Source organism: Pseudomonas sp. CC11G (assembly GCF_056174845.1).
The window spans coordinates 279192-304139 of sequence record NZ_JBWBZC010000001.1; the positions used below are offsets into that span (position 1 = coordinate 279192).

The 24948-nt window shown below is 57.8% G+C and carries 28 protein-coding genes and 2 pseudogenes; 9 read left to right on the forward strand and 21 right to left on the reverse strand.

All coding sequences use genetic code 11. From position 1 onward, the window contains the following. Window positions 1–174: 174 nt before the first annotated feature. A pseudogene (locus AC0V2S_RS01370) lies at window positions 175–1043 on the forward strand (helix-turn-helix transcriptional regulator). A 289-nt stretch (window positions 1044–1332) separates the two neighbouring features. Here AC0V2S_RS01370 and AC0V2S_RS01375 read toward each other — a convergent pair. From AC0V2S_RS01375 to AC0V2S_RS01410, 8 genes and pseudogenes are all read right to left on the reverse strand, one after another. Further along, a pseudogene (locus AC0V2S_RS01375) lies at window positions 1333–3061 on the reverse strand (ABC transporter ATP-binding protein). Further along, window positions 3058–4005, reverse strand: coding sequence for an acetamidase/formamidase family protein (locus AC0V2S_RS01380; RefSeq protein ID WP_475508174.1), 948 nt, complete (start codon window positions 4003–4005; stop codon window positions 3058–3060). Before AC0V2S_RS01380 ends, AC0V2S_RS01375 begins: the two are co-directional and overlap by 4 nt. A 58-nt stretch (window positions 4006–4063) precedes the next feature. Then, window positions 4064–4558 carry an ABC transporter substrate-binding protein gene (locus AC0V2S_RS01385; RefSeq protein WP_475508175.1) on the reverse strand — a complete coding sequence of 165 codons (495 nt, stop codon included), beginning with the start codon at window positions 4556–4558 and terminating at the stop codon, window positions 4064–4066. Beyond that, on the reverse strand, window positions 4558–5685 hold the full coding sequence (locus tag AC0V2S_RS01390; protein ID WP_475508176.1) for an ABC transporter substrate-binding protein: 1128 nt from the start codon (window positions 5683–5685) through the stop codon (window positions 4558–4560). Before AC0V2S_RS01390 ends, AC0V2S_RS01385 begins: the two co-directional genes overlap by 1 nt. Window positions 5686–5725: 40 nt before the next feature. Continuing rightward, a complete protein-coding gene (locus AC0V2S_RS01395; RefSeq protein WP_108096441.1) occupies window positions 5726–6652 on the reverse strand; it encodes an ABC transporter permease in 927 nt (308 codons plus the stop codon). Next, on the reverse strand, window positions 6653–7501 hold the full coding sequence (locus AC0V2S_RS01400; RefSeq protein WP_475508177.1) for an ABC transporter permease: 849 nt from the start codon (window positions 7499–7501) through the stop codon (window positions 6653–6655). Next, window positions 7498–8091 carry an ANTAR domain-containing response regulator gene (locus tag AC0V2S_RS01405; protein ID WP_475508178.1) on the reverse strand — a complete coding sequence of 198 codons (594 nt, stop codon included), beginning with the start codon at window positions 8089–8091 and terminating at the stop codon, window positions 7498–7500. Before AC0V2S_RS01405 ends, AC0V2S_RS01400 begins: the two co-directional genes overlap by 4 nt. Further along, on the reverse strand, window positions 8088–9221 hold the full coding sequence (locus AC0V2S_RS01410; RefSeq protein WP_475508179.1) for a transporter substrate-binding protein: 1134 nt from the start codon (window positions 9219–9221) through the stop codon (window positions 8088–8090). Before AC0V2S_RS01410 ends, AC0V2S_RS01405 begins: the two co-directional genes overlap by 4 nt. A gap of 604 nt (window positions 9222–9825) precedes the next feature. On the opposite strand from AC0V2S_RS01410, the gene AC0V2S_RS01415 reads away from it, so the two are divergent. Continuing rightward, a complete protein-coding gene (locus tag AC0V2S_RS01415; RefSeq protein WP_475508180.1) occupies window positions 9826–10848 on the forward strand; it encodes a PDDEXK nuclease domain-containing protein in 1023 nt (340 codons plus the stop codon). A 364-nt stretch (window positions 10849–11212) separates the two neighbouring features. Beyond that, window positions 11213–11740, forward strand: coding sequence for a hypothetical protein (locus AC0V2S_RS01420; RefSeq protein WP_475508181.1), 528 nt, complete (start codon window positions 11213–11215; stop codon window positions 11738–11740). A gap of 10 nt (window positions 11741–11750) precedes the next feature. Here AC0V2S_RS01420 and AC0V2S_RS01425 read toward each other — a convergent pair whose 3' ends face one another. After that, window positions 11751–12425, reverse strand: a complete 675-nt coding sequence (locus tag AC0V2S_RS01425; protein WP_475508182.1) for a recombinase family protein — start codon at window positions 12423–12425, stop codon at window positions 11751–11753. 267 nt (window positions 12426–12692) lie between these two features. Between AC0V2S_RS01425 and AC0V2S_RS01430 the strand changes: the two genes are divergently transcribed. The 6 genes from AC0V2S_RS01430 (at window position 12693) to AC0V2S_RS01455 (ending at window position 15998) form a co-directional block, all read left to right on the forward strand. Beyond that, window positions 12693–12896, forward strand: coding sequence for a hypothetical protein (locus AC0V2S_RS01430; protein ID WP_475508183.1), 204 nt, complete (start codon window positions 12693–12695; stop codon window positions 12894–12896). Between the two features lie 35 nt (window positions 12897–12931). Next, window positions 12932–13261 carry a hypothetical protein gene (locus AC0V2S_RS01435; RefSeq protein WP_475508184.1) on the forward strand — a complete coding sequence of 110 codons (330 nt, stop codon included), beginning with the start codon at window positions 12932–12934 and terminating at the stop codon, window positions 13259–13261. Between the two features lie 232 nt (window positions 13262–13493). Beyond that, window positions 13494–13691, forward strand: coding sequence for a hypothetical protein (locus AC0V2S_RS01440; RefSeq protein ID WP_475508185.1), 198 nt, complete (start codon window positions 13494–13496; stop codon window positions 13689–13691). Between the two features lie 59 nt (window positions 13692–13750). Beyond that, window positions 13751–14386 carry a hypothetical protein gene (locus AC0V2S_RS01445; RefSeq protein WP_475508186.1) on the forward strand — a complete coding sequence of 212 codons (636 nt, stop codon included), beginning with the start codon at window positions 13751–13753 and terminating at the stop codon, window positions 14384–14386. Between the two features lie 61 nt (window positions 14387–14447). Beyond that, window positions 14448–15461 carry a hypothetical protein gene (locus tag AC0V2S_RS01450; protein WP_475508187.1) on the forward strand — a complete coding sequence of 338 codons (1014 nt, stop codon included), beginning with the start codon at window positions 14448–14450 and terminating at the stop codon, window positions 15459–15461. Between the two features lie 222 nt (window positions 15462–15683). Further along, window positions 15684–15998 (forward strand): hypothetical protein, encoded by a 315-nt coding sequence (locus AC0V2S_RS01455; protein ID WP_475508188.1) that lies wholly within the window; start codon window positions 15684–15686, stop codon window positions 15996–15998. A 3-nt stretch (window positions 15999–16001) separates the two neighbouring features. Here the strand turns inward: AC0V2S_RS01455 and AC0V2S_RS01460 are convergent, their stop codons facing one another. From AC0V2S_RS01460 to AC0V2S_RS01515, 12 genes are all read right to left on the reverse strand, one after another. After that, the gene (locus AC0V2S_RS01460; protein WP_475508189.1) at window positions 16002–18878 is read right to left on the reverse strand and encodes a phage tail length tape measure family protein; all 2877 of its coding nucleotides are present in this window, start codon (window positions 18876–18878) and stop codon (window positions 16002–16004) included. Window positions 18879–18883: 5 nt separating this feature from the next. Continuing rightward, entirely contained in the window at window positions 18884–19147 is a 264-nt protein-coding gene (locus AC0V2S_RS01465; RefSeq protein ID WP_475508190.1) for a DUF1799 domain-containing protein, read from the reverse strand. Window positions 19148–19194: 47 nt separating this feature from the next. Continuing rightward, window positions 19195–19512 carry a phage tail assembly chaperone gene (locus AC0V2S_RS01470; protein ID WP_475508191.1) on the reverse strand — a complete coding sequence of 106 codons (318 nt, stop codon included), beginning with the start codon at window positions 19510–19512 and terminating at the stop codon, window positions 19195–19197. Window positions 19513–19979: 467 nt separating this feature from the next. Next, window positions 19980–20276 carry a helix-turn-helix domain-containing protein gene (locus AC0V2S_RS01475; RefSeq protein ID WP_475508192.1) on the reverse strand — a complete coding sequence of 99 codons (297 nt, stop codon included), beginning with the start codon at window positions 20274–20276 and terminating at the stop codon, window positions 19980–19982. Between the two features lie 878 nt (window positions 20277–21154). Beyond that, window positions 21155–21370 carry a DUF4224 domain-containing protein gene (locus AC0V2S_RS01480; protein WP_475508193.1) on the reverse strand — a complete coding sequence of 72 codons (216 nt, stop codon included), beginning with the start codon at window positions 21368–21370 and terminating at the stop codon, window positions 21155–21157. A gap of 116 nt (window positions 21371–21486) precedes the next feature. Then, window positions 21487–21750: an HGGxSTG domain-containing protein gene (locus tag AC0V2S_RS01485; protein WP_475508194.1), complete on the reverse strand. Its 264-nt coding sequence runs from the start codon at window positions 21748–21750 to the stop codon at window positions 21487–21489. Window positions 21751–22031: 281 nt separating this feature from the next. Next, window positions 22032–22430 (reverse strand): hypothetical protein, encoded by a 399-nt coding sequence (locus tag AC0V2S_RS01490; RefSeq protein WP_475508195.1) that lies wholly within the window; start codon window positions 22428–22430, stop codon window positions 22032–22034. Window positions 22431–22502: 72 nt separating this feature from the next. Beyond that, window positions 22503–22829: a hypothetical protein gene (locus AC0V2S_RS01495; protein ID WP_475508196.1), complete on the reverse strand. Its 327-nt coding sequence runs from the start codon at window positions 22827–22829 to the stop codon at window positions 22503–22505. Continuing rightward, on the reverse strand, window positions 22826–23098 hold the full coding sequence (locus tag AC0V2S_RS01500) for a DUF3077 domain-containing protein (protein ID WP_475508197.1): 273 nt from the start codon (window positions 23096–23098) through the stop codon (window positions 22826–22828). The genes AC0V2S_RS01495 and AC0V2S_RS01500 overlap by 4 nt, the downstream gene beginning before the upstream one ends. A gap of 571 nt (window positions 23099–23669) precedes the next feature. Next, window positions 23670–24353 (reverse strand): KilA-N domain-containing protein, encoded by a 684-nt coding sequence (locus tag AC0V2S_RS01505; RefSeq protein WP_475508198.1) that lies wholly within the window; start codon window positions 24351–24353, stop codon window positions 23670–23672. Continuing rightward, window positions 24350–24652: a helix-turn-helix domain-containing protein gene (locus AC0V2S_RS01510; protein WP_475508199.1), complete on the reverse strand. Its 303-nt coding sequence runs from the start codon at window positions 24650–24652 to the stop codon at window positions 24350–24352. Before AC0V2S_RS01510 ends, AC0V2S_RS01505 begins: the two co-directional genes overlap by 4 nt. Continuing rightward, window positions 24653–24883: a helix-turn-helix transcriptional regulator gene (locus AC0V2S_RS01515; protein WP_475508200.1), complete on the reverse strand. Its 231-nt coding sequence runs from the start codon at window positions 24881–24883 to the stop codon at window positions 24653–24655. Window positions 24884–24948: the final 65 nt, after the last annotated feature.

Sequence of the window (24948 nt, forward strand, 5' to 3'; positions counted from 1 at the left end):
TCAAGTCGTACGCAGACGAGAGGTATGTACGACCTTTCCAGGCGCTCAGGTGTAGCCGAATTGGCTACGATCGTAGCCAATTCGGCTACACCTTTATTTGCGATATGTACATCTTCAAGACATATCCATGATAGTTACTCACATGAGTAAACAATTGCAGCAGGTGGCCCAGCCATGAAACGCAAACAATCCATCGAACACGTCCGCTGGGACCTGGCCCTGCGTTACCGCCTGATCGAAACCGTCGCCTGGTGGGAAGGCCGCCTCACCACTGGCCACCTGATGCAAAGCTTCGGCATCAGCCGCCAGCAGGCGTCGAAAGATATCAACAGCTACCTCACCGAATACGCGCCGAAGAATCTCGACTACGACAAGCACCTCAAGGGTTACGTCCCGAGCAAAACCTTCGCGCCGCTGTTTATCGACGACAGTGCCAGCGCCTATCTGCACCTGCTCAACCAGAACCACGAACGCTCGCCGCATATCGAGGGGCTGGCGCTGGCCTACGCCCACACCGAAATCCTCAAGGTGCCGGACCGCTCCGTGCGCCCCGAAGTGCTTCGCCCGCTATTGCGCGCTTGCCGCGAAGGGCTGCGGTTGGAGTGTGAATATGTGTCGCTGGCTAACCCTGTGGCCGAGACGCGGCTGATCGCCCCGCACACGCTGATCTACACCGGCATGCGTTGGCATGTGCGTGCGTACTGCGAGAAAAACCGCGACTACCGCGACTTTGTGTTGAGCCGTTTGCGCGGTGAACCGGATGTGCTGGATGAGTCCGACCACGGCATCGACGGTGACGCCGGTTGGGCGGCGTTGGTGGATGTGCTTATCGTGCCCGACTCACGCCTGAGCCCGAGCAGAAGGCAATCATCGAAATCGACTTTGGCATGCAGGACGGCCAGTTGTGCGTGGCCAGTCGCGGCGCGCTGGTGCAGTACGTGTTGCAGCGCTACCAGATCGACGCCACCAAAGTGCAGAGCAAAGCCAGCGCGCAGCAGATTGTCGTGGCCAATATCGAGGCGCTGCAGCCCTGGCTGTATTGAGTCACTCGGCGGGGCCGTAGGCCAAGTGCGCCATCAGCCAGAAGAACGCGCCGATGGCCAGCGGAATATGAGCATTGGTGAGTGCTGCGTTGATAAGCCACATGGGAAAGCCTCCGACCGAATGGGTGTGGAACAACCCTAAGGGCGGCGGGGTGGGGCGTCGATCTGTCTACTTTTCGTGCGTATGGTTTTCGTACAGATGGGATGGGTCGTAGGTTGGGTTGAGCACCGCGAAGCCCAACAAAGGGGCGGCGATTACCACGTTGGGCTGCGCTGCGCTTAACCCAACCTACGTGGCGACCGCATGCTCCTCACTCACCTGCACAAACTGCTGCACCGGTGCCACAAACCCCAGCTCCTTGATCGGGCTCGGCGTGCGGAATTCCTGCAGCAAACTCTTGAAGTCACGCTTGCGCTCCACATCCGGCAGCGGCACGGCGCTGAGCAGGCGTTTGGTGTACGGGTGCTGCGGGTTGTGCAGCACCTGATCACGCCGGCCGATCTCGACGATCTGCCCCCCATACATCACCGCCACGCGGTGGCAGATGCGCTCCACCACGGCCATGTCGTGGGAAATAAACAGGTAGCTCAAACCGTGCTCTTCGCGCAGTTGTTCCAGCAGCTCCAATACCTGTGCCTGCACTGACACATCCAACGCTGAAACCGACTCATCGGCAATGATCACCTTGGGGTTCAATGCCAGTGCGCGGGCGATGCAGATGCGCTGCCGTTGGCCGCCGGAAAACTGGTGGGGATAACGCGCCATGGCCTCCGTCGGCAGGCCGACTTGCTGGAGCAATTGCGCCACCCGTTCGCGACGTGGAGCAGTGGGCAAACGGTCGTGAATCAGCAGCGGTTCGCCGACCAATTCGAAGATGGTTTTGCGCGGGTTAAGGGCGGCGTACGGGTCTTGAAACACCATCTGCACATCGCGCCGCACGCGCTGCAATGCATCGCCCTGCAGACCATTTAACTCCTGGCCAAGCAGCTTCACGCTGCCCTCATAGGCAAGCATATTCATCAGCGCTTTGCCGGTGGTGGACTTGCCGCAGCCGCTCTCGCCCACCAACCCCAGCGTTTCGCCGGCGCGCAAATCGAAGTTGAGGTTTTCCACCGCGTGCACATTCTTGCCGGCCTCGAACCAGCCGTTGCGCAGCGGGAACCGCACGCTCAGGTTGCGCACTTCAAGCAGCGCCGGTTGCAGGCTCAGGTCTTCGGGAATACCGGCGCTGCCCAGCACCGGCACGGCTGCCAGAAGCTTCTGTGTATAGGCGGCTTGCGGCGCGGCGAACAGCTGCCGGACCGGCGCCTGCTCCTCCACGCGACCCTGGTTCATCACCACGACTTGATCGGCCATTTCCGCCACCACGCCCATGTCATGGGTGATCAGCAGCAGGCTGGTGCCGTATTGCTGTTGCAGCTCGCGCATCAGCTCGAGGATTTGCGCCTGAATGGTCACGTCCAGCGCGGTGGTCGGTTCGTCGGCGATCAGAATCTTGGGCCGACAGAGCATAGCCATGGCGATCATCACTCGCTGACGCATGCCGCCGGAGAGTTCATGGGATATTGCGTCAGGCGTTTTTCCACCTGCGGCATGCGCACCGCTTCGAGCATTTCCCGACAGCGCTGGGCGATGGCCTGGCGTGACAGCGGCTCGTGGCGACGCAGCGTTTCAGCGAGCTGCTGGCCGACAGTCATCAGCGGGTTCAGCGAGGTCATCGGCTCCTGGAAAATCATGCCGATATCTTTGCCGCGCAGCTGCTGCCGTTCACGCTCGGCCAGGCTGAGCAGGTCGCGGTTCTCGAACAGAATCGCGCCGCTCGGCGTGCGCGCAGGTTTCGGCAGCAAACCCATGATCGCCAGCGAGGTCAGCGATTTACCGCTGCCAACTCACCGGCGATGCACAGCGTTTGCTTGGGATACAGCGCAAAGCTCAGGTCATCGACCACCCGCTTGGCGCCGAACTCGATGGACAGCCGCTCCACCGAGAGAATCGCTGGACTGTCGTTCTGGCTCACGCAAACACCACTTTCGGGAAGTAGAACGACACCACCCAATTGGGCAGGTCGACGATTTCGCTGATGCGCAAATCGCCGCATACCGAGCACAGCATGTAAGCCTGTTCGGCCGGCATTTTATGTTCGCGGCACAGCCAGTCGATGGTGTTGCTCACGGCTTGGCGTGCGGCTTCCATGAGGTCCGGGCCGATGCCGGTAAAGGCTTCGTAGCCGGCGCTGTCCAAGTGGCGCGTCACCGGGCCCGGCGTGCTGAAACGCGGCGTGGCCAGAGGCGTGTCTTTGATCAGGTCGACCTGTACGACCACATCCATGGCGCTTTCGATGGCGGTACCGCCGACTTCGCCATCGCCTTGCGCAGCGTGGGTGTCGCCAATCGACAGCAGAGCACCGGCCACTTCAACCGGCAGGTACAGCGTGGTGCCGGCGGCCAAGTCGCGGATATCCAGATTGCCGCCCACGCGCCGTGGCGGTACTACCGAGTGCAGGCCTGCTTCGGCCGGGGCCAGGCCGATGGTGCCGGCGAACGGCTTGAGCGGCACCTTGGCGAACTGGCCGAAAGCGGCCGGTGCCAAGCTGGCTTTGTCGTAGTGCCACAGCGCCAGGGCTGGGTCTTTGAACTGGTCGGCGAGCAAGCCGAAACCAGGAATATTTGCCGTCCAGCCAAAGCCGCTGGGCTTGAAGCTGTCGATGGTGATTTTGAGGATGTCGCCGGGCTCTGCACCCTCGACAAAAATCGGCCCGGTTACCGGGTTGATCTGGTCGAACGACATGGTGGCCACATCGCCAACCACCGACTGCGGGGTGAAGTAGCCGTTGGAGGAATCCAGGCACTGAAACTCCAGCATCTGCCCCGGCGCCACGCGCATGACGGGCTCAATGCTACGGTCCCAACCAAAATGGTTGTGCACGCTGTGAATGGTTTTAACCAGGCAGTTCTGACACATAAAAACGCTCCCTTCGAACGGCGGCTTTTCAATCTGCCGCCGTTACGCAGTCAGTTAATTACTTCAGCGAGATATGGTCGTAGTTCACCGGAACGTGGACCGGATCTACGTAGAGGTCATTGCTGCCGGCCATCCGCTCAGACCGCACGGTAAAGCGCTGCTCGTTGAAGATCGGCACCCACGGCGCATCGGCCATCACGTCGGTGAAAATCTTGCTCCACAGGGCAATGCGTTCAGCCGATTGTTCCGGCTTGGCCATGGCGTCGGCTTTGGCCGCGTCGGCGTCCAGTTTCTTGTTGCAGTACAGCGACCAGTTCCAACCGCCATCCACCGCGCCGCTGCAACCTAGAATCGGGCCGTAGAAGTTGGATGGATCGGGGAAGTCGGCAATCCAGCCCATGCCGCCGGACCACACCATCGGTGCTTGGTCTTTGGCACTGCCGGCGGCAATCACGTTGGCCTGGGCCAGCGATTTGATCTGCGCGCGAATGCCGACCTTGGCCAGGTCTTGCTGAATGGACTGAGCAATCCGCGGCTGCGGTTCGGTGTTCATCACGAACAGTTCGGTATCAAACCCTTGGCAAACCCGGCTTCGGCCAGCAGCTTCTTCGCACCTTCCACGTCGTAGGCGTAGCCCTTGTACGCCTTGTCGTAGCCAGGCATCGCCGGCGGCAACGGTTGGTTGGCCGGGGTGGCGCGGCCGTTGATGATGCGCACGATGCGGTCTTTGCTGATGGCCATGTTCACGGCCTGGCGCACCTTCAAGTTATCGAACGGCGGCAGGGTAGTTTTCAGGGTCAGGTAGCCGGTGTGCAATTGCTCGCCCACCACCATGCGGTCTTTGAATTTCGGGTCGTTCTTGAACTGCAGGAATTTGGCCGGTGGTACGCCGTCGCCGGCGATATCCACTTCGCCTTTTTCCAGACGCAGCAGGGCAACCATCGGGTCTTGGCCCACTTCAAAGGTAATGGTGTCCAGGTGCGGCAAACCGGTGTGGAAATAGGCCGGGTTTTTCTTGAACACGATCTGCTGGCCGAGCTTCCATTCGCCGAGGCTGTAAGCGCCGGTACCGACCGGGTGCTTGCCGAAATCGGCGCCCCATTTCTCCACTTCTTCCTTCGGCACCACCGAGGCGAAGTTGATGGCCATGATGTGCAGGAAGGTGGCGTTCGGCGCGCTCAGGGTGATTTTTACGTGGTAATCGTCGGTCGCTTCCACGCCGCTGAGGGTTTCGCTTTTGCCGCCAGTCACGTCTTCATAGCCGGCAATGGAACTGAAGAAACCGGCGCCCGGGCTCTGGGTTTTCGGGTTGACGGTGCGCTCCAGCGAGTACTTCACGTCGCTTGCTTTCATCTCGCGGCCGTTGTGAAACTTCACGCCCTTTTTCAGGGTGAAGCTGTACACCAGGCCATCGGCGGAAATGCTGTAGTCCTCGGCCAGATCCTTCACCAATTCGGTGGTGCCGGGTTTGTAATCCATCAGCCCGTCGAACAGGCTTTTGATCATCGACCAGTTCTGCCAGTCGTAGCCGATGGCCGGGTCCAGGGTGGCGACGTCGTTCTGGTAGGTGACGACGATGCTGCCGCCATTTTTGGCGTTGGCGTCCACCAGCTCATCGGCCATGAGTGGGCCTGTAAACAGCGTGGCGGCGATAACCAGGGATAGTGCTGTGCGCTTCATGCTCCTGCCTCTTTGCTGGGGATTTGTAGTTGGGTGTTGGTTAGTGTTTTTTGATGTCGATACGCGGGTCGATCAGCGGAATGACCAGGTCGGCAATCAGGTTGCCGAGCACAATGGCCACGGCGCAGATGGTGGTCACACCGACGATCACGGGAATGTCGACTTGCTGAATGGCCTGCCACGCCAACTGGCCAATGCCCGGCCAACCGAACACCGACTCGACCACCACCAGCCCGCCCATAAACACGCCGATGTCGATGCCGATCATGGGGATGATTGGCACGATGGCATTCGGCAGCACATGGCGCAGCACCACGCGGGCGCGGCTCAGGCCCTTGGCGCGGGCAGTGCGAATAAAGTCCTGATGCAGCACCTCGATCATCGAGGAACGCACCATGCGCGAGTACCAGCCGCTGCCGAGCAAGCCCAGGGTGAGCGCCGGCAGCATCAAGTGTTTGAGCCCGCCATAGCCGCCCATGGGGAACCACTCCAGCTGCACAGCGAAAAAGTACAAAAACAGCATGGCGGCGATAAATTGCGGGGCCGACACACCGATAAACGACAGCGCCGTCAGCAGGCGATCGGCAATGCCGCCACGCCGCAGCGCCGCGATCACGCCCAGGCTGATACCGATCAGCAACTCAAAGCCGATACCGGCGGCCATCAATTCCAGGGAGGGCTGCAAGCGCGAACCGAGCAGCTCAGTCACCTGGCTGCGCTGGATATAGGAACGGCCCAAATCGCCCTGCAGCAGGTTGCCCAGGTAGTGGGCGTATTGCTGATAGAAGGGCAGGTCCAACCCGAGCTGCGCACGAATGCCGGCCACCACTTCCGGCGTGGCACTGCGCCCGGCAATCTGCCGCGCCGGGTCGGCCGGCAGCATGAATAGCAGCAGGTAGGTGATGAGACTGACGCCCAGCAGAATCAGCAGCGAGTAGCCGATACGCCGGCCAATAAAGGTCAGCATTCAGCTTCTCCCTTGCAGAGTAGGGTCGAGCTCGTCGCGCAGCGCGTCGCCCACCAGGTTGAACGCCAGCGACAGCAGAATGATTGCCGCGCCCGGAATAAACACCAGCCACGGCGCCGAGGTGAAATAGGTCTGGCTTTCGAAAATAATATTGCCCCAGCTCGGCGTGGGCGGTTGCACGCCAACGCCCAAGTACGACAGGGTGGCCTCCAGCAGCACGGTGGTGGAGATGCCCAAGGTGGCCCAGACCAGAATGGTCGGCAGCAAATGCGGCAGCAGATGCGAGAACAGAATGCGCAGCGAACTGGCACCCAGAGTGCGCTCCACCGCGACAAAATCACGGGCGCTCAGGGCGATGGTTTCCGAATAGATAACCCGCGCCACCTGCACCCAGTTGACCATGGCAATCACCAGGGCAACGATCCACACGCTCGGCTGGAAAATCGCCGACAGCGCAATCGCCAGCAGTAACGCCGGGAAGGCCATCATCAGGTCAGTAAAACGCATCAACGCACTGCCCAGCCAGCCGCGCAAAAAGCCCGCCGTCAGCCCCACCAGGGTGCCAATCAACACGGCCATGCCATTGGCCACCAGGCCGATAAACAGCGAGGTGCGCGCACCGTAAATCAGCCGTGAGAGCAAGTCGCGGCCGAGCAAGTCGGTGCCCAGCCAATAGGTGTCGCCGGGCGCCAGCGGAGCGCCCTCCATCGACAGCCCTTCTATAAATTGCTCAGACGGATCGAACGGGCTCAGCCACGGCGCGAGCGCCGCCAGCACCACCACCAGCACGATATACAGCAACGACACGGCCACCGTGGGCCGGCGCAACAGGGCCAGCGCTGTGCTCATACCTGGCCGCCGCGTTGTTGCCCGTGGTCCGCCGCCAGCTCCGCGCACAGCTCATCGATGCTGCGGTTCAGGCGCATCGACAGTTCACGCAGCCGCTCATACGCAGCGCTTTCATCCAGCCCGTGTTCAACCATCAAGCGCGCCAAGGCCATGGCCAACTGCGGACGATTGGCCAGACGCTGCTGCAAGTTGTCGATGGTTTGCGCATCGCGGTCCAGCCGCTCACGCAGCCCGATCGCCATCATGAGCGTGGTGTACACCGAGCCCTGGGTGATGGGGCGGTTGAGCAGGGCAGTGGCACCCAGCTCGATCGCGCGCTGAATTTGCGACAGGGTTTCGTGGGGCGTTAGCGCCACCACCGGCACATTGGCCTGGGCCAGTTTGAGCAGCGTCTTGGGGCTGGCGAAATGCTCCAGCTCGACGATGGCCGCAAAGCAGCCCTGCAGGTTTTGCGGCGCATCTTCCAGCAACGGCTGCGCCTTGATGCCCAGACGGTGCAGGCTCTTTTCCAGGCTGTTCAGCGTACGCTCTTCACAGTCCACCAACAGCAAGGTGCCGTTTTCAAAATCAGGGCGATTGAACGGGCTCATTTGACGATCCTCAAGCGCGGCACAGGCGCACTTAACTGGCGAAATTCGGTGAGATCGGTGGCGGTCATATACGGGTCGGCGGGCACCGCCTGCGGTTCGCTGTGCACAATCACAAAGCGACCGTTTTGCAGCTCGGCGATATGGCACGCCAGGCTGCTGTGGTTATTGCGCGGCGACACGCGCAGCTCGCCCAGTACGCTCGGTTGTGGATGCTGGTGGAGGTACGCACAGATGGCCGCCGAATCATCATCGCCACAGTGCTGCAACGCACGGGCAAACAGATGCACCGCGCTATACGAACCGGCATACAGATGGGAATAAACATTCGGCCCATGACGCTCGGTTTGCCGTAGGCAGAATGCCTGGTCTGCCGCCTCAAAAAACGGCCCGCAGGCCAGCATGCGCAGATTCTGGAAAGCACCGAGCTCAGTCAGCTCCGCCTCGCTCAGGTTGCTACTTAAAACCGGCAATTGCAGACCAGCCACCTGGCACGCCGCATCCAGCTGATGCAAAAACGCATACGAGGAATCGCCCACCAGATTGTTCAGCACAAACGCCGGCGGCTCGCTGACCACCGCCTGTACCAACTCGACCACCTGGGTGGCGCCCAGGTGCATATATTTTTCCTTCAACACCTCGCCGCCGGCCAGGGTAATCACCTCGCGGGCGATACGATTACTCTCCCAGCCCCACACATAATTCGACCCCACCAACAGCGCGCGCTTGCCAAAGGTCGCCAAGGCAAAACGCAGCAGCGGGATCAGCGTCTGGTTCGGGCAGCCGCCGAAATACAGCACGTTTTCGCTGCTCTCGTAGCCCTCGTAGGGGCAGGCATACCAGAGCGTGCTCGCGTGCTGCTCAAGGTCCGGAATGATCTCCTTGCGGCTCGCCGAAGTGGTGGTGCCGAAGATATGCCGCACGCCCTTGTCGATGAGCTGCGCAGCTCCCTCGCCATACCCCTGCAACACGCCCTGCGGATTCACATGGGTAGCACGCAGCACGAAATCGAATGCGCCACTCGCATTCACTTCCGCCAACGCGTGCTGAGCCCCGAGCAAGCCATTACGGCCCATATGGCGATAAGTGCCGTCGGTGGAAAACAGAAAGCCGATATCTACAGTGCGGCGCATTTATTCATTCCAAAAAAAAACCTGATCGACCAGCGAACTGGTGGATCAGGCTTCATTACCTGGCGCTAGGCGCGTGTTTGATGTGCACAAGGCTTAATGGGCGTGGCCCGGCTTGTGGGAGTTGGGGAATGGTATGGAAGAAGTGTGCCAGGTGGTGGGGGAGCGCGCTGTTGAGCGGTGCGGCGCGGGTGGGGTAGGGCGGGGTGCACTGGGATGAGGCGTGGGTGAGGTGTAGGGGCTCGTTTTTTGGGCGAGGGCTGTAACGGCAGTACTCAGGTTGTTTGATGAAAGAGGCTGTAGCTGCAATGTTTTTACTTGATCGGTTACTTAGTCGGTTTGGTGATCACTCGCTTTTTACATCCTGCCTCAGTCCCCAAAGTCGACTCGGTCATACATCGCCATCGCGAGAAGTCCCTTCTGGGTAAGCGGGCGATTTGTCATACAGCGGCACAGCAAGCATTTCTCGAGTGTCCATAGGTCGCGGCTTTCCGCCTTTCGTCTTTCGAAGCGAAAAACTCGTAGTGGCTCTGCCGAGCTGAGTGGCGAGACTACCCAATCTTAGCGGTTAGGCTTTCGTCCACATTCAGGGTCGAGGGCTACAGGCATGAGTAAACCAACCGCTCCACAACATTCAGGCGAAGACCGTTTCGATGAAGTGCTAGCGCTTATCCACAGCGCTCGCCAGCGGGCTGCACAGGCGGTCAATACCCAACTGATCGAGCTGTACTGGCAGGTAGGCGCGTATATCAGTCGAAAGCTGGAGCGGGCTGAGTGGGGCGATTCAGTGGTTACGCAGTTGGCTGAGCATTTGGCGCTGACTCAGCCCAGTCTGCGAGGATTTACCCGCAGCAACCTGTTTCGCATGCGGCAATTCTATGAGGTCTATCGCGGCGAGGAGAAAGTCGCGCCACTGGCGCGACAATTATCGTGGACCCAAAACCTCATCATTCTTGGCCAGAGCAAACGTCCGGAAGAGCGCGAGTTCTACCTACGTATGGCGGTTCAAGAGCAGTGGTCAAAGCGCGAGCTGGAACGACAGTTCAAAGCTGCTTTATTCGAGCGCAGCGTTACTCAGCCGGTAAAAGTCTCGGCAGCGCTGAGACAAATACAGCCCGCCGCGCTGGATGTGTTTCGCGACGCGTATATGGTCGAATTTTTAGGCCTACCGGGCGAGCATGCCGAGGCTGATGTACATGCGGGCTTGCTTGCACGCCTCAAGGATTTTCTCAGCGAGCTGGGCCGAGATTTCTGCTTCGTTGGCTCCAAATACCCGCTGCAGGTTGGCAGCCGCGACTTCTTCCTGGACTTGCTGTTCTTTCACCGGGGCCTCAATTGCCTCGTAGCCATTGAACTCAAAGTCGGCCGCTTCGAACCGGAATACCTTGGCAAGCTCGACTTCTATCTGGAAGCCCTCGACCGCGATGTACGCAAACCCCACGAAAACCCGGCCATCGGTGTTTTGCTCTGTGCGAGCAAAGAGGACGAGGTGGTTGAGTACGCGTTGAACAGATCGTTATCGCCAGCCCTGATCGCCGAGTACCAGACGCGTTTGCCGGATAAGCAATTGCTGCAGGCGAAGTTGCATGAGTTTTATGCGTTGAACTCGGCGCAGGAAGAAACGATATAGGAGGGGCTTGGGAAGAAATCGTAGGCAATAAAAAACCCGCACTTGGCGGGTTTCTTAGGGGCTTTCGGGTGGTTTTGGCACTACCTGAAAACGAATAATGGTGCCAGGGACGGAATCGAACCTTTTCCTGTGCGCCTTGCTTCGCGGGTTTTTTTAGGTCGGCGGCTTTTCGCATGCCCCCAAATATGCCCCCAAAAAAAAGACTGCCCTTACTGTCGTTAAATTCTATCGTGGTTCGGGCGAAGCGCTTTCCGGCTTCTTGGCCGTATAGCAACTCGGTTTGCGCAGCGCTTCAAAGTAGAAGATGTTCTGGAATGCGGGGAGAATATGCGCCTCAGAGTAAGACAATAAATTAGGATCGCAAATGAATGGAAATCGAAGTGACGCGTCGCTCGCCAAAGAGCGACGCCTTGAGCTGTGGAGCCCTATTTTGACGGTGGTTGTGACCGGAGCGCTTACACTTTGTGGCGTAATGAGCAGTAGCTGGATGGGGTGGCTGTCGTCTTCACAGACTGTAGGAGCTACCAGGCACCAAGTCTGCATTGCTCGCGTAGATGCTCAGGAAGCAAACATTCGCGCGAAAGCAGATCTCTTTCTTAGCGCCCAGGGAAGCTTAATGGCAATGACGGCCCACCCCGATTTTGATACCGCGGTTTATCAAGCTAGGCTAGATGATCTAATGAAAACTGGGTACTCCTTCAGTGCTTACGCTTCTGGCGATCTCGCTGAAATGACCCAGACGCTAGTAACGCAGCTTAAAGAGGCGCTTAACTATAAGAACGATAAGAAGGCTGAGCAATCTGACGAGCTTTTCTATGAAACGCGTGAAAAGTGGCGCAGCCAGTATCAGCAGTATATGCGTGATATCAGCACTGAGCGTCAGGGGTGCTAATTAGACTGCACTACCTCGGTATCTGCGATTCGACCCTCAACTCAACGAATTTTCCATCATTTCGCGCCATTGAACCTATCGAGTCTCTAATGCGGAGAACTGTGGTGGTGCTGCAACTCGCGTGTCGAGCTGTTGCGCGGATACCGAGACCAGCTGTCAGTAATTCCGCCACGCGTTTGTGGAGGTCGGCATCCATGGGCCGTCCCTGATACTTCCCGGCAGCTTTAGCTTTTTGTATACCTTGAGCTTGGCGCTCGCGACGTTGTTCGTAGTCCTTGCGCGCTATCGCCGCCATCATCTCTACCAGCATCGAATTGATGGCGTCGAGCATCCGCCCTGTGAACTCGTCGCCTCTGGTGTTCTGCATACCCCGGTGGCTGGTGGGCAGATCGAGAGCAACGATTCGCAGCCCCTCTGAGTCGATAGCGGCTTTGAGCTTCTGCCAGTCCTCCACCGGAAGTCGGGAAAGGCGGTCGATGGATTCGACCAGCAACACGTCACCCTTGCGCGCATCCTTAAGCAATCGCAGCAGCTCAGGCCGGTCCGCGGAGGCGCCGCTCGCGTTCTCGACATAAGTGCTAGCGATGGCCTGATCGTGGCTGACCACAAATTGCTCCAGTGAATGAAGGGCGCGGCTAGCGTCCTGCTCTTCGGTCGATGCTCGGAGATATGCGCGGATGAACATGGTGTGCCTTCCGTATCAGTTGAGGTGTTCTACTAATACTGTTGCACTTTGGGTGTTACTTATCAAGCGAAAAGACCAAAAAAGCCCAAATTCGCCTGTATTAGCTCAGGCATACTCGAAAACGCTAGTAAGTTGATCACGCGATGCGAGATCGACGGTGATCTGCTAGGGCCGACGCCGTCTATCGTCAGCATTAGGACCGATCTATCGCAATGGCTTTTGTGATGACTGAAATCGTTCAAACACTAAATCGTAAGGACGTGACCCATGCCTGATGAGTATGAAGTACGGAAGGTGCCTAAGGTGGTGCTCCAAAGCATCCGATTTGGAGAGACTGCCAGCCCGGTACCGGCGAATCAGTTTTGGTTCGTAGTGGAGCACATCAAATCAGGTCAGCGGTTTGGCGAACACGATGACGAGGCAGACGCGATTGCTGAGTGCAAGGGACGTAATGATCACAAGATTGACTGATCAGTGGCTTAACCATTAATGCAAGGAGCAGGTTGGTGAATATCAAAAAGGCTCAGATCGATTTGTACACAGACGTAAATCAGCCAGAGCAGTTGAAGGACGTCGCGTTTGTATTCAACCCGGGGGAACGCTCGATATACATCGGGGCTGATAACTCTTCATCCGCGGTGCAGCGCGGGGGATGGCTGGGTATTCAATCTGAGCCCTTCAAGGGATGGCAGTCGACGTACTTCATTTCAGTAACTGGAGCCGGCGATAGTGATCTGACATTTGAGGTTCAGCGTAACTTCTACGATCCAGTCCAAGAAGAAGATTGGCTATGGTTTCCGGGCTCTCCGCAAACAGTAGAACGCTATCGAGATTGAGCTGGAAGGGGCTGGCTATAGCTCTCCCTCAAACACACTCCAGCTCCTACCCTCTCCGCTTGCGAAGTGCGGATCACTCATCTTATAGACGGCGCATTACCTGCGGAGTTTCCCGCTGCGCGTCTTAGTACCTGAATAGGCCGTGTTTGCGCCTCATTCATGGGGTGTTTTCGCACTTATTGCTGCGTGAACTACATTTGCGACTCCACAAGAACAGCAAAGGAACGCAAGCATGTCTTCAATAGTCACCGCAACTCTCTCATCGTCAGCTGCTAGCACCAACCCGAACGGCAAGCGCGCTAACGCAGTAGCAATCGCCTTAGAGATCATCGCCGCCAAGGCTTCAAGCACTCAAACTGATCTGGAAGCGGAGTTCGAGAACCTGTCCAAATACGCGGATGCAATTCAAAAGGCGCTTGAAGTGAAGTGATTCATCAGCCAGGGCAGTTGGCTATCTGCCCTGGCTCCACGATTTGAAAGGGGATTTTTATGCGCGCGCCTATCTTCCTTATCATCGCGTTTGCTCTGTCCGCCTGTGGTCACAGTGCCATCCAATACACCCCAAACCTGAGTGCAATCAATTCTGACAAACACGCCGCATCTGTCGTCGAACAAGGCTTTTATGAAGACTTTGGAAGCACGAAGCCTCAGTCGGCGATTGTCACCAGCGAATACATTGGCCTGTCCAACGGGACCATATCCCGCGGCGTTGGGTTCGGTCAGGCGTCCGCTTACAATGGCGTTGTCGTCGGGCTCAACTCAACCTTCGTGCGCACCGAAGAGCTGACGCAGCGCATCTACTTCCGATCCCTGGGCGAGCCCATCGTTCTGGAAAAGAACGGCCGGGATAATCGCTATGCGGTAACGATTCGCACCGCGGAAGGAACGACAGCTAGAAACGTTCATTTTCGTTCAGAGGCTCGTGCAACAGAATTTGCCAATGCTCTCGCCTATCTCCGCCGAGCTAGCGAGAACGGTGGCCTGGGCAAGCCCCAGATCGCGCAACCAGGCACGCCTATGCCGACCGAGCAGAATTACAAGGCGCAACAGCTTGAGCAGCTGAAGCAGCAGGGCTTGCCATACGAGGAATACCAGAAGCGCTATAAGGCGATCATGGGGCAGTGATTCAGAAGCACGACTGCTACTTACCTCACTCATTTGAACCATACCAAGGGATTTGAGACAGATGCAGTTTCTTGCGATTAGGGATTGCGAGTCGTTTATTGAAGCGCTCGAGCAGATCGAATCTGGCCTAGAAAGTGTGCAGATCACGTTTGACGGATGGCCGAACTTCGAGGTCAAAATCGATGGGGAACGTTATAAGAGTACGATGACATCGAAGCTCATGCAGGGCTTCATCTCATACCAAGAAGAAGTTCTCAGGTCTTACGCGGAAATCAAGTACGGAACGTCGTCGCTGCTGAGGCTTACCAATGAAGAGAAGGCCTCGCTCGAGATCATCTTTCACATAGACCAGGGAAGCACGGAGGGCGAGGGGAGTCTTGATGGCGTGGCTAATCGCCTGCTGGATAAAATCCCCTTTCACAAGATGACACCACGACAAATCTCCCTTTGCTTAGCGCTGACTATTGGCTCGGTCGCCGGCTACTTTGTGTTTTCAGAATGGCAAGAAACCGTCCGCGAACAGCGGCGCTTTGACTCTCAAGCAGCAACCGAATCCCATTACGAGCGTCTTTTCGGGAAGTTCATCGAAGCCCTTAACTCACCAGAAACGCCCCATGAAGCGCGGCGCGTCCATGAGCGCACCCAGGAAGGCTATAAAGCTATCTTTGCTGGCGCCCCCGATGCAACTTCTGCAAGCGTGCATGGAAAGTCATTCACGCAGGAGCAGATGCACGAAATTACCTCCCGGGAAGCCCCTTCTAGGCAACGACTTGAGCGTCATGACTTGGTAATCATCGAATCGATCAAACGTACCACTGAGTATCTGACGCTAACCCTGCGCCTGCCGAATGAGGACACCACCTTCACAGGTAAAATTGATCTCATGCTGTTCAACCCTGAGTCTCTGCCAAAAGTGTTCGACGCTTTTCGTGATAGCACGCCAATTCCTTTCTTCCATTACGCAACCGAGGAAGCAGGCGGCATAGTAAAGACGCAGATCTTGGCGGTTGAGGCTGCGAAGAGGTATGAGGCAACGGCTGTGATACGAGGAACGCTTCCGCCGCTCACCGAATGATCAACAGCCCCGCCACCGAGCGGGGCTTTGTTTCTGCCCTGTCTCGAGCCACCTGAGCTCGCTCGGGGGGGCTATAGCTCTCGCGCGCTAGGCCCTCGTACCAGGCTCGCACCTCGCACCAAACACACGCGAAAACGATCCGAGTCGGACCACTTGGTCAGTCTGGTGGGTTTTGTTGGCTATGCGATGATGGCGGCTCAAGGAGCAATCAAGAGGTGAGGTATGGGCGAGGTAATGAGATTCCCTAACGAGCTGGAGCGGTCCTGGAACCTAATGGCCCCAGAGTATCGCGGCCTCCTTCAGGAGCTGAACGTCAGAGCCAGCGCTATCGACCCTATTCTGGCGGAGATGGAAGGCTTCTATAAGCGCATCAATGGTTCCGTGCAGACATTCGGTATCTCAATCCCCGCGGACCTAGGGGCTGAGGTCACGGAGGCGATTCGAGACTTCGCTCAGAAAGCGACCGACGCAGGCAAGACGATCGCGGACACGGCCCACGGCGTCATCCTGCAGCTTCTAATCGAAAAGCACAGCTAGCTGTCAGGTGTAACGTCCCGAGTTACGCACGGCGGCAGCAATCTTCTTGGCGGCCTGACCAGTCGCGACTTTTGCTTCTTTCCGGTCGCTGATACCGGGGAAAGACATGTTGTTGTTTATGACGGTCGTGCCGCCTGAGTTGCGGCCACCGCTAGGGCCCTGGGTGGCGCCACCAATAGCGATATCTCGACCGGCCTGGCCATCCGCAATAGCGCGAAGATTGCCGATGCCGATCCGCTTGGTTTGCTCCGCAGTCATGACGTACTCGCCAGCATGAACGATGCCCGCAACGTCGTTAGGGTTGCCGTCACCGGTGTAGCCGCCGGTTTTGAACTGTACGCCCGCGATATTGGCTACGTTCGCCGCCGCTACAACCCCTGCTGATACGGCCAGCGCCAGACCTACCGGATACGGCTGAATTTCCAGCGCGTTTGCGACTGCCTTAAAGCCCGAAATGGTCGCACTTGCGATCGCTGCGGCCTTGCCAATGGCGTTGAGTCTTTTGTTCCCCGACTGGCTCAATACGGCGGCCTGATCGAAAAACTGAGTAGTGCTGTCCAGGATGGTTTGGTTTTTGACCTTATCGATCTGCGCAAGCCCGTCTCTAGCCTGTTGATTGATATTGGCCACGCGCTCGGCATAAGTCTCTTCGTTGATCGCTTTGGCATCGAGGAAAGCGGCCTGGCGCTCTAACTCATCGTCCCGCCAGCTGTTAAGCTCCTGAGCATCTTTGTCGAGGCGCTCCATCTCGCTGTTTGCGCCACCGACGGCCGCGTCCACACCTTTGGTCTTGGGTGCCTGGCTTACACCCTCAACGGTACCGTCCTTAAGCGCTGCCTTCTGCTGGATTGCGTCGATCTTGCGGAGGGTTTCCAAGCGCTGGAGCGCCTCAATGTTTCCGGTGCGCTCGTACTCAGCAATCTTCTGCGCGTACTCCAGATCCTGGGAGGCGTCGTTCGCAGCGGCGAGCTGGCCGCTCTTGCGCAGGATTTCGATACGCAGCTTCTCGATGTCGACGATGTTGTTGCGGGCGTCCAGCTCAGCCTGCAGGTCTGTGAGGTGCTGTTTTTGATCGGGGCTCAGCTTGGCCAAGCCGCCGCGCTCGATGTCGTATTGCAGACTAGCAGCAGCGCTGTTCTTTCCGAACAAAGCGACCTGCTTTTCGAGCTGCGCGGAGTTGGACGTGTACAGGTCGTTCAGGCGTTTTGCCTCTCGCTCTGCGGCTTCTGCATCCTTATCGCGCGGCGCCTTCTTCGCCTTCGGGGCCGTCTCTTTGTATTGCTCGGCGGCGTCCGCCTTCAGTTTAGCGATGTCCGAATCGTTGACCGTCAGCCCAGCCCTGCGGGCTGCGACCACTTGGTCGTCGATCTTCTTGATTGCGGCGACGAGCTGCTCCGATTTACTGCGGGCCTTGTCCAGACCATCTTGCAACCCCTCGAACGCGATGATCCCAGCCTGCTGGTTACTGGCCTCGAACATCGCCTTGCGCGCCTTGGCGACACTATCCACTTCGGCCTGAAGGATGCTTTCCAGCTGACTTTGGAGGTTCACCGTATCGTTAGCGGCAAGGCCGCCACCTAAGTTGCCGAACCGACTGGTCACTGTGCGGCCGGATTGCTCTGCGGAAGCACGGGCCAGCTTTTCCTGCACGCCATCGAGCTTTTCCTCGAGAGTGTCCTCGCGGCCAACGTTAAGCATTGCGTCCCAGGCTTTGGAAGCCACGCCGGCGACAGCATTCCAAGCCGCCTCTATGGAGCCAAGGTTCTCCTTGATCTCCGCCGTGCGCTGATCCATTGCAGTGCCGTATGTCTCAATTGCTAACTGGGCAGCACCAGCAGCGTCGCCTTGACTCTCCAGTGCCCGGATCTGGGCGTACACCGAGGCGGTGAGGTAGTGATACTGCTCATTGAGCTTGGCAGAGGCCGCAGCGGGCTCATCCGCGAGGCGCTTGAACTCGTTCACGGTGTCACCCACCGCCTTGCCTGTTGTCTTCTCCATAGCGATGGCTGAGGCGGTAATGCCTTGAATCTGCTCGGCGGTAAATTTGCCGGCCCCAGCCACTTGCGCGAGCACTTCAGCGGCCTGCCCCTGAGTGCCATTCACTTTGCTTTGGGCAACAGCCATAGCCCCTAGTGACGACGTTGTGAGCCCGGCAGAGTTGCCAGTCAGGATGATCGCCCTGTTATAGGCGTCCGCCTCTTCGCTGCCCTGCTTGTAGGCGATTGCCAGCGCCGTCACTGCGGCCGCGGCCAGGGTGAATGGATTAATCAGGCCAAGGGCATATTTGCCCATTTCACGCAGCGCCGCGCCGGCGCCACCGAACGAGTCTTTGATCTGCGAACCCTGCTGCAAGAACACAGACAGAGGGTTCTGTCCTCCCTGCAGCGAGATTGCGATGTCGGAGAATTGCGCCGGCAGTTGGCGCAGAGCTTGCGCTGTTTGCTTGGACGACGCCCCGACCTTACGCGCATCGGCTTCGAAGCCCGTCAGGCTGGCGCGCGAAGCGTCGATCCGCGCCTTGTACTCCCGGAAGGTGTCGATATCGACGACGCCACTGGCCTTGAACTGACCCAGCTTACGTTCCTGCTCATCTAGGCGCTCGAACGCAGCAACTACCGGGTTGATCTGGCCTAGCAACTTGCCCAGCTCTGCCTGCTGCGCCTTCAGCGAGTCATTACCCCGCTTAACCGAAGCCGAGGCTGAGTTGATCGCTGAAGAGGCGGAGCCAATATTCTTGCCTACACCAGACCACGCATTACCAACCCCCTTGGCCGACGCCTCCGTCTTCGCACCGGCGGAGCTCAGACCATCAAGGGCTGCCTCCGCCTTGGCGACGTCTCGCGTATCGATACTAATCCCGAGGGAGGCAATGTCGGTCATCTGGGCTACTCCTTGCTGTGCATTACATCAAGCGCCGCACCTTCCATGACTCGTATTGCCGAGAAGATGTCTGGCCATTCGATGGCGGGTATTTCATGGAGCTGAAGGACTACCCGGAGTGCGGTGTAGTCCAAGCCGGTCGGCCCGGCCTGCCCTACTTGCCACTGTGTGCTCATCGACTCAAATACCCAGAAGGCCTGCCAGTTGTCCGGCCAGATCTTCACAGAGTCGTGCTGCAGGTCTGCGAGGGTTAATCCCAGGGCGGCCAACTGGGAGGCTGGGGGCGCTCGTTCATAAAGCGCCCGGGCCGCCTCTCTCAGTTTCCCAAGCGGGCCTGATAGATCTCGCTCATGTACTTGGTGGTGATTGCGAGCGCGGCGCCCTGGTAGTTGCGGTCGAGCTTGGCGACGTTCTCTTCATTGAAGGTGTCGTTCAGGTCCCAGCCGGCAGCCACGTCCAGCACTGCGCGAACGTTGCTCACGTCTTCTTTGTGAGCCTCGATCAGAGACTTCATCTGCTCACGGTCGCGGTGCTTGAACTCGACCAGCACCGGGACGGTACCTTGGCCGTGCACAGGGATATCTACAGAGACTTTGAAGGTGGGAGCTGGGTCTAGTTGGAATTTGCTGCTCATAGGTAATCCTCGAGACTCGGAATTGGTAGGTTGGATGGCGGCGGTCTAGAGACGACTCAGCGTCCCGTATTGTTATGTTGTACGCCTACTGTGCTGGCCACGCTGAAAACCGGTTTGCTTTCGGCCAGCGCTACTAGAAGTGCCGCGGCCTGCAAGTCGCCCGCATCAGCCGCGTCTCGCAGTTGCGACCAGGCGGCCGAAACCTCTGCCTTGGTCGGCTTGGCCTGTCGGCCTCGTTGTTTGGTGCTGGGTTGCATAGCGGTGCTCTCCACTGGAATTGATCCGCGAGGACCAAATTAGGCCGTATATGGTCTTATATCCAGTGTTTTTTGGGTGCACATTAACTGTGACGCTGGTTGGGTCTGTAGGGGAACGAAATAGATGATGTTGTAGGTGGGGAGGAGCGGCGTCATTGTTGCAGTAAGTGCGAGCGAGCCAAACTGATACATGGCATTGGAAGTGTTCGGTTATTTCTTTTTCCGAGCGAGATTCATCAGTTCTTGCCACTCCCGCTCAATTGCAGATTGCGATGGCCGCGCCATAGGAGCCTGACCTTTCGGACCGCGTGATTGCGTGGTGTCTGACTGCCCAGCCATGCTTGCATCAGCTTCGGCATCAATCAGCTCCTGTAGCTTCTCCGCATGAACGCGGAGCGGGCCGAAGCTGCGAACGCAAGGAATCTTGCCATCCTTCGCCAGGCGATACGCCTGAGTTCGACTGACCCCCAGGATTTTCGCTGCTTCCTCGACGCTGATAAGGCCCATTGGTCCGTCCTGCTGTGTGAGACGTTTTGGTCTCAGTGAGACGGTCGTCGTCAAGGCTGGTCAAGAATCTGTCTGATGCCTGTCTAGTATTTCGTCAAGGTGTAGTCAAGGTAGAAAGGGCGTTAGAGGCCCGGAACCGCTGGGTATTTGCGTTTGATGCGCTCCGCTAAAAGCGACCGTAAATTCTTGACGAGTAATTGCGAATTTAGACGGCTCTACTATTGCTCCACCCTGCTTTGCAGTCTTGTTTGCTGGTTTCCCGCATCCTTGTTGGCAGGGAATCCTGCAAACAAGACTGCAGGAATCCGGCCTTGATTTAGGCGCTTGAACCTTAACTTTTGTTAACAGGAAAAACGGGCGCTTTTGCCGGATACCGCCCTGGATACCCAAGTACGCGCCGTATTCGACTGGTTACTTTTAGTGGTTACCGGCATGGGTTAACTCACCGTTAAGTAACGGTGAAAATCTTGGAAACCTGCGTGGAAACCGTCCGACTGGTAACAAGTACTTTCTGGTTACCTTTCGTGGTCACCGCTCTGGTCACCGCCGGCGAAACCCAGCAGGTTAGAGTCAGGTTAGTGCTGGGGTATCCGCTGTGGCAGCAACGCCACACTGTGGCAATAGGTCCTCATTCATGGGGTGTTGCCCAAAGTGTCATTCATGGGGTTGTTTTCGCAACTACGCCGAGAGCGCGGGAAAAAGGTCGATACGATTGACCTAGCGGCATCAGTGAGGTTCGCAGTTCGCGCCTTGGGGGTTGCGAACTTATCGTGCGAACCTCATTGCGAACCTGAGCCGGCACGCACCTTTGTTGCGTACCAAGCTGCGTACTTCGCTCGCTCATGGTGCGTGAGGGGCGTGCGTGAAACGCTGCGTACTCATTTCACCTTCGATAGATCCAGCTCCCAAACTGGCTCCTCAGCTTTCTCCTTTGGCTTTTCAATACCCAGCACCGCTGCAACCGTCACGCACGGCCAGCCGCTAACTTTGATCGTGTGCCTGATTCGGTTTTGCTTCAGATTTTTGATTTGACCGGCTTTGAGGTGCGAGCCCGTCAGCTCAATGACTTGCTCATGCGAAAGGAACTCGATCATTGCACTCTCCTTGGGCTTCATATCCTGGGAAGCGGCATTAACGTCAACTCTATTGACCTAGTTAGCCTGTAAATTCGCACGCCAATTCGCGGTGAAAGTTAACTTTTACCAGGCTCTCATGGGGTTTGATATTTGCGCGGCCCCGTCGACATTCCGCCGTGGAGTTTGCAGCGGCCAGAGGCGTAAAGATCTCGCCTTTTGCAAGGAGTGCCGGCGCGGGTCTTTGCGCCGCAGGTGAGCATCCCTAGGTCATCGGAATATGGCGGTCTAGTAGGCGGCGCCCCAATACGGCCTTGGGCCGCCCAGGCAACACTCCACGCCTCGGAGGCCTTGCAGTATTGCTTCCACCGTTTGCGCAGCTCGGCTTGCAGGTCCGTCATGTGGCCACTCTCCGACTGGCTCGGTACCGGTTCCGATTTGCTCGGAAGTGGCTACGCGTTTAGTTGGTGCGGATGTTGCTGCGCTGCTCTCTCAAGGCTGTTACGAAGTTTCAAAACGGCCGCCCGGGCTTTAAGGGACTATTCAAGAGTCAAAGCATCGATCACAAACAGAGCAATACCTGCGCTTCGCTTGGTATATCTAAGAAGAAGTCCACTTTCTGGACTAAGTGAACCCCCTCCATGCGTCCACTTTCTGGACTGATGGACATGAATTTCACTGGTCAGCAGACGGCCATGCGTCCATTTTCTGGACGCAGTGCGTCCATTTTATGGACAGGGTTTTTTGCTCTTTCAAGGCTGAACTTCCGAGTCGGCGTAACGGTGGGAGTTACCTCGATCTTTCCGTCGCAAGGGTCAATCGGGCGCCAGGTGACTGCATACAGCGCACAGCAGCCGCCAGGCTTGATAAACCGGCCCTCCCTTGTGCGAGTGATGAGGTTGTACGTCTGAAGCTCGTCCAGGGCCTTTGCGAGAGTAGTACGACTGTTCATGCCCCATTGTTTGGCTTGAGTGAATGAGGCGCTCAGATCGCCGTTATTGGTGCCGCGGTACTGCCGGAGCAAGCCCAGCAGCACTTTGAGCGCACCCCCTGAGAGGCCTCGGAAGTCTTCGCTATCCATTACGACATGAGGCAGCGCGGCGAACGTCCCAGACTCCCGGCGGCCCTTAGACTTGGCGAGAGACCGCGCCATTTAGGTCGTTACCGAGATCATGCCGGCCGAATCCTTCGCCGGGCAGGCGTAGCGATCAATGATCAGCTTGCTCTTGAGCAACTCGAGACGCCCGCACGCCTTGGCGTTGTCCATGCTCAGCATCTGCAGGGAGTTTTCTGTAGAAAATCCGGCTTGCTCTACGTGAAGGTCGACGGCCGGAAATGCGGCGCAAATGTAGGACAGGGCCTTATTGGCTTCATGCTCAGTGGGAAAAGGGCCGCATACGCCATAGGGATAGCGAGGGGCGTTGGCATGTTGGACGTAGTGGTACAGGGCGAAGCCGTGGGACTGGGAAAAGGCGCTCATTGTTGCGCCCCCTCAATGCCTTGCCATGCCGCGTCCATCGAGGCTTTAGCTTGGTCGACGATGATGGCAAGGGCGAATGCTGTCGATTGATCAAGACCGTTCTGATCAGCCGCTTTCAACAAGAGTTCCTGGGCAACGCTGAGCATGCAAGAGGCCGCCTCCAAGGCGATTACGGCAGGGACGCCCTCATTGATGCTGAACAGGGGGGTATTCACGTTGTCGCCGGCAAAGGCGCAAAAGTCATGGCGAGCTGTGATGGCGGCGCTCATTGAGATACCTCCAGAGCTCTGACGAGTTGGGACTTTTGACCGGCGGCAATCTCTTCACAAGCATCGGCCCAGGCGTCGCTGTCCGGCTTCTCAAGCCAGCTGCCGGCATCAGACTGGGATTCGATAGCACGCTGGACTGCTCGGTGATGGTTGTAGCCACTAAGGCGAACAGGGAGGGAGGATTTGCCGCGGAGTGCGGCGAGGGCCATTGCACGATGGGCAGCGGCGTGGGCGTTGGACGACGAAGAGGTATTCATTGGTGAAGCTCCTTTTGCTGAGGAGCTGCCACGTTCGTTACCAAGCGAATGGGTGGCAGCTGTGTGCAGGTTGGTAAACCGGGGCAAAAGGAGCCCGGCAGACCCGAAGGTCTCCCACACACAGCCGCCATAACTCAGGATTGCAGGCGAAAAAAAAGCGCCTGCAATCGTGATGGGGGCGCTGTTGCGCCTTTTGCTTATCGGGTTACCAAGCCCGGTCGCTGAATTTGCAGCGACAGGCGAACGATACCGACGGCTTCGACTGCTGGCAATAGAACTTATCGACTGCTCCCGTTGGAGCATAAGAGCTATGTTCATGCTGCTTCCCCGCGGAGTTGCTTTGCGCGGAGGCTCTGGATGTAACGCAGCAGGGAGGCTTTGCGCGTGGAGAAGTCTTTGCCCTGACCGATCAGTAGCACGTCTCGGATCTCAATCAGCGTCACCAGCAGCAGCTCATGGGCGTCGAGCTCGTCGCGATTTCGGCCGGCAAACTGCCCGGTTATGACCTGGTTGATCAGCTTTGCTTCATTGATGAAATGGTGGCGCTGCGGTGTCTTACCGTTCTCTTCATAAGCCACCGCCAAGGCATCACAAAGGCCCCGGTAGCCGATCGCAGACTGCTGGCGTGCACGCTGCCACTTTGCCTCTTCGCCGTGCAGCAGTGCTTCAATCTGTAGGTCGCACCAGACGGAGAATTTGGCGTCACACCAACGGGCGAAAGCGATCGCCAATTTAGGGTGGAGCCATGTGCCACCGTTGTTTCCCCGGAGAGTTTTCAAATACCCGGATTTACGGGGATTCAGAATTTGGGACAGGCCTGCGTCCGGGTGCTGCACCTCATCCAAAGCGCGGATGTATTCCAGCGTTTCAGCGTTATCGAGCCAGTGGTCGAGGCGTTTGCCAAAGCGCTCAGCGATCACTGTGGCGTGAAGCCAGCCTTCAGGGTTGAAAGAGACTGCCTGGCCTTGGAAGTCGAAAGGAATGATCCGGGCGCTCATGCGGCCACCTTCTGGCCGGGCTCGGCGAGCAACGTGTAGATGGCTACGCCGCGGTGGGTGCGACCCCACTCGTCCGTCACCAATTTTCGCGTAGTGCTGATCTTGTACCCGGAGGCGCGCAAGTCACAGATGCGGGCACCAGGCCGGCAGATGTTCAGCTCACGCATGATTGTGAAAGTGTCAGACGACCCTTGCCGCAGGTGTGAAACAAGCCGTGCGAGCTGGGCGTCGCTGCTGGTATTCTCTACGTGAATATTTTCGTGGCTGGCCTGTTGGTCGGCCTTTTTTTTGTCCGTCATTTAAGCGGCCTCCCCTCGACTCGCAGAGATCCGGGCATCGCACCAGGCGATCACCTCGGCCTCAATCCAGACAACTGATTTCGGGCCGAGCATTACTTGGCGCGGAAAGGCGCCAGCAGCTATGCGGCGGTACAGCTCAGAAGTGGAGAGGGTGGTCAGCGTTTTGACCTCGCGGAGCTTGATAAAGCGGCGCGCTTGTTCAATGGGTACTGATTGGGCTTGTGCGGCCATGTTGTTGCCTCCTTGGGTGGCGTTGGGAACATGTGCACAGCTTCAGGGGCTTGGAGTTGGGGAAA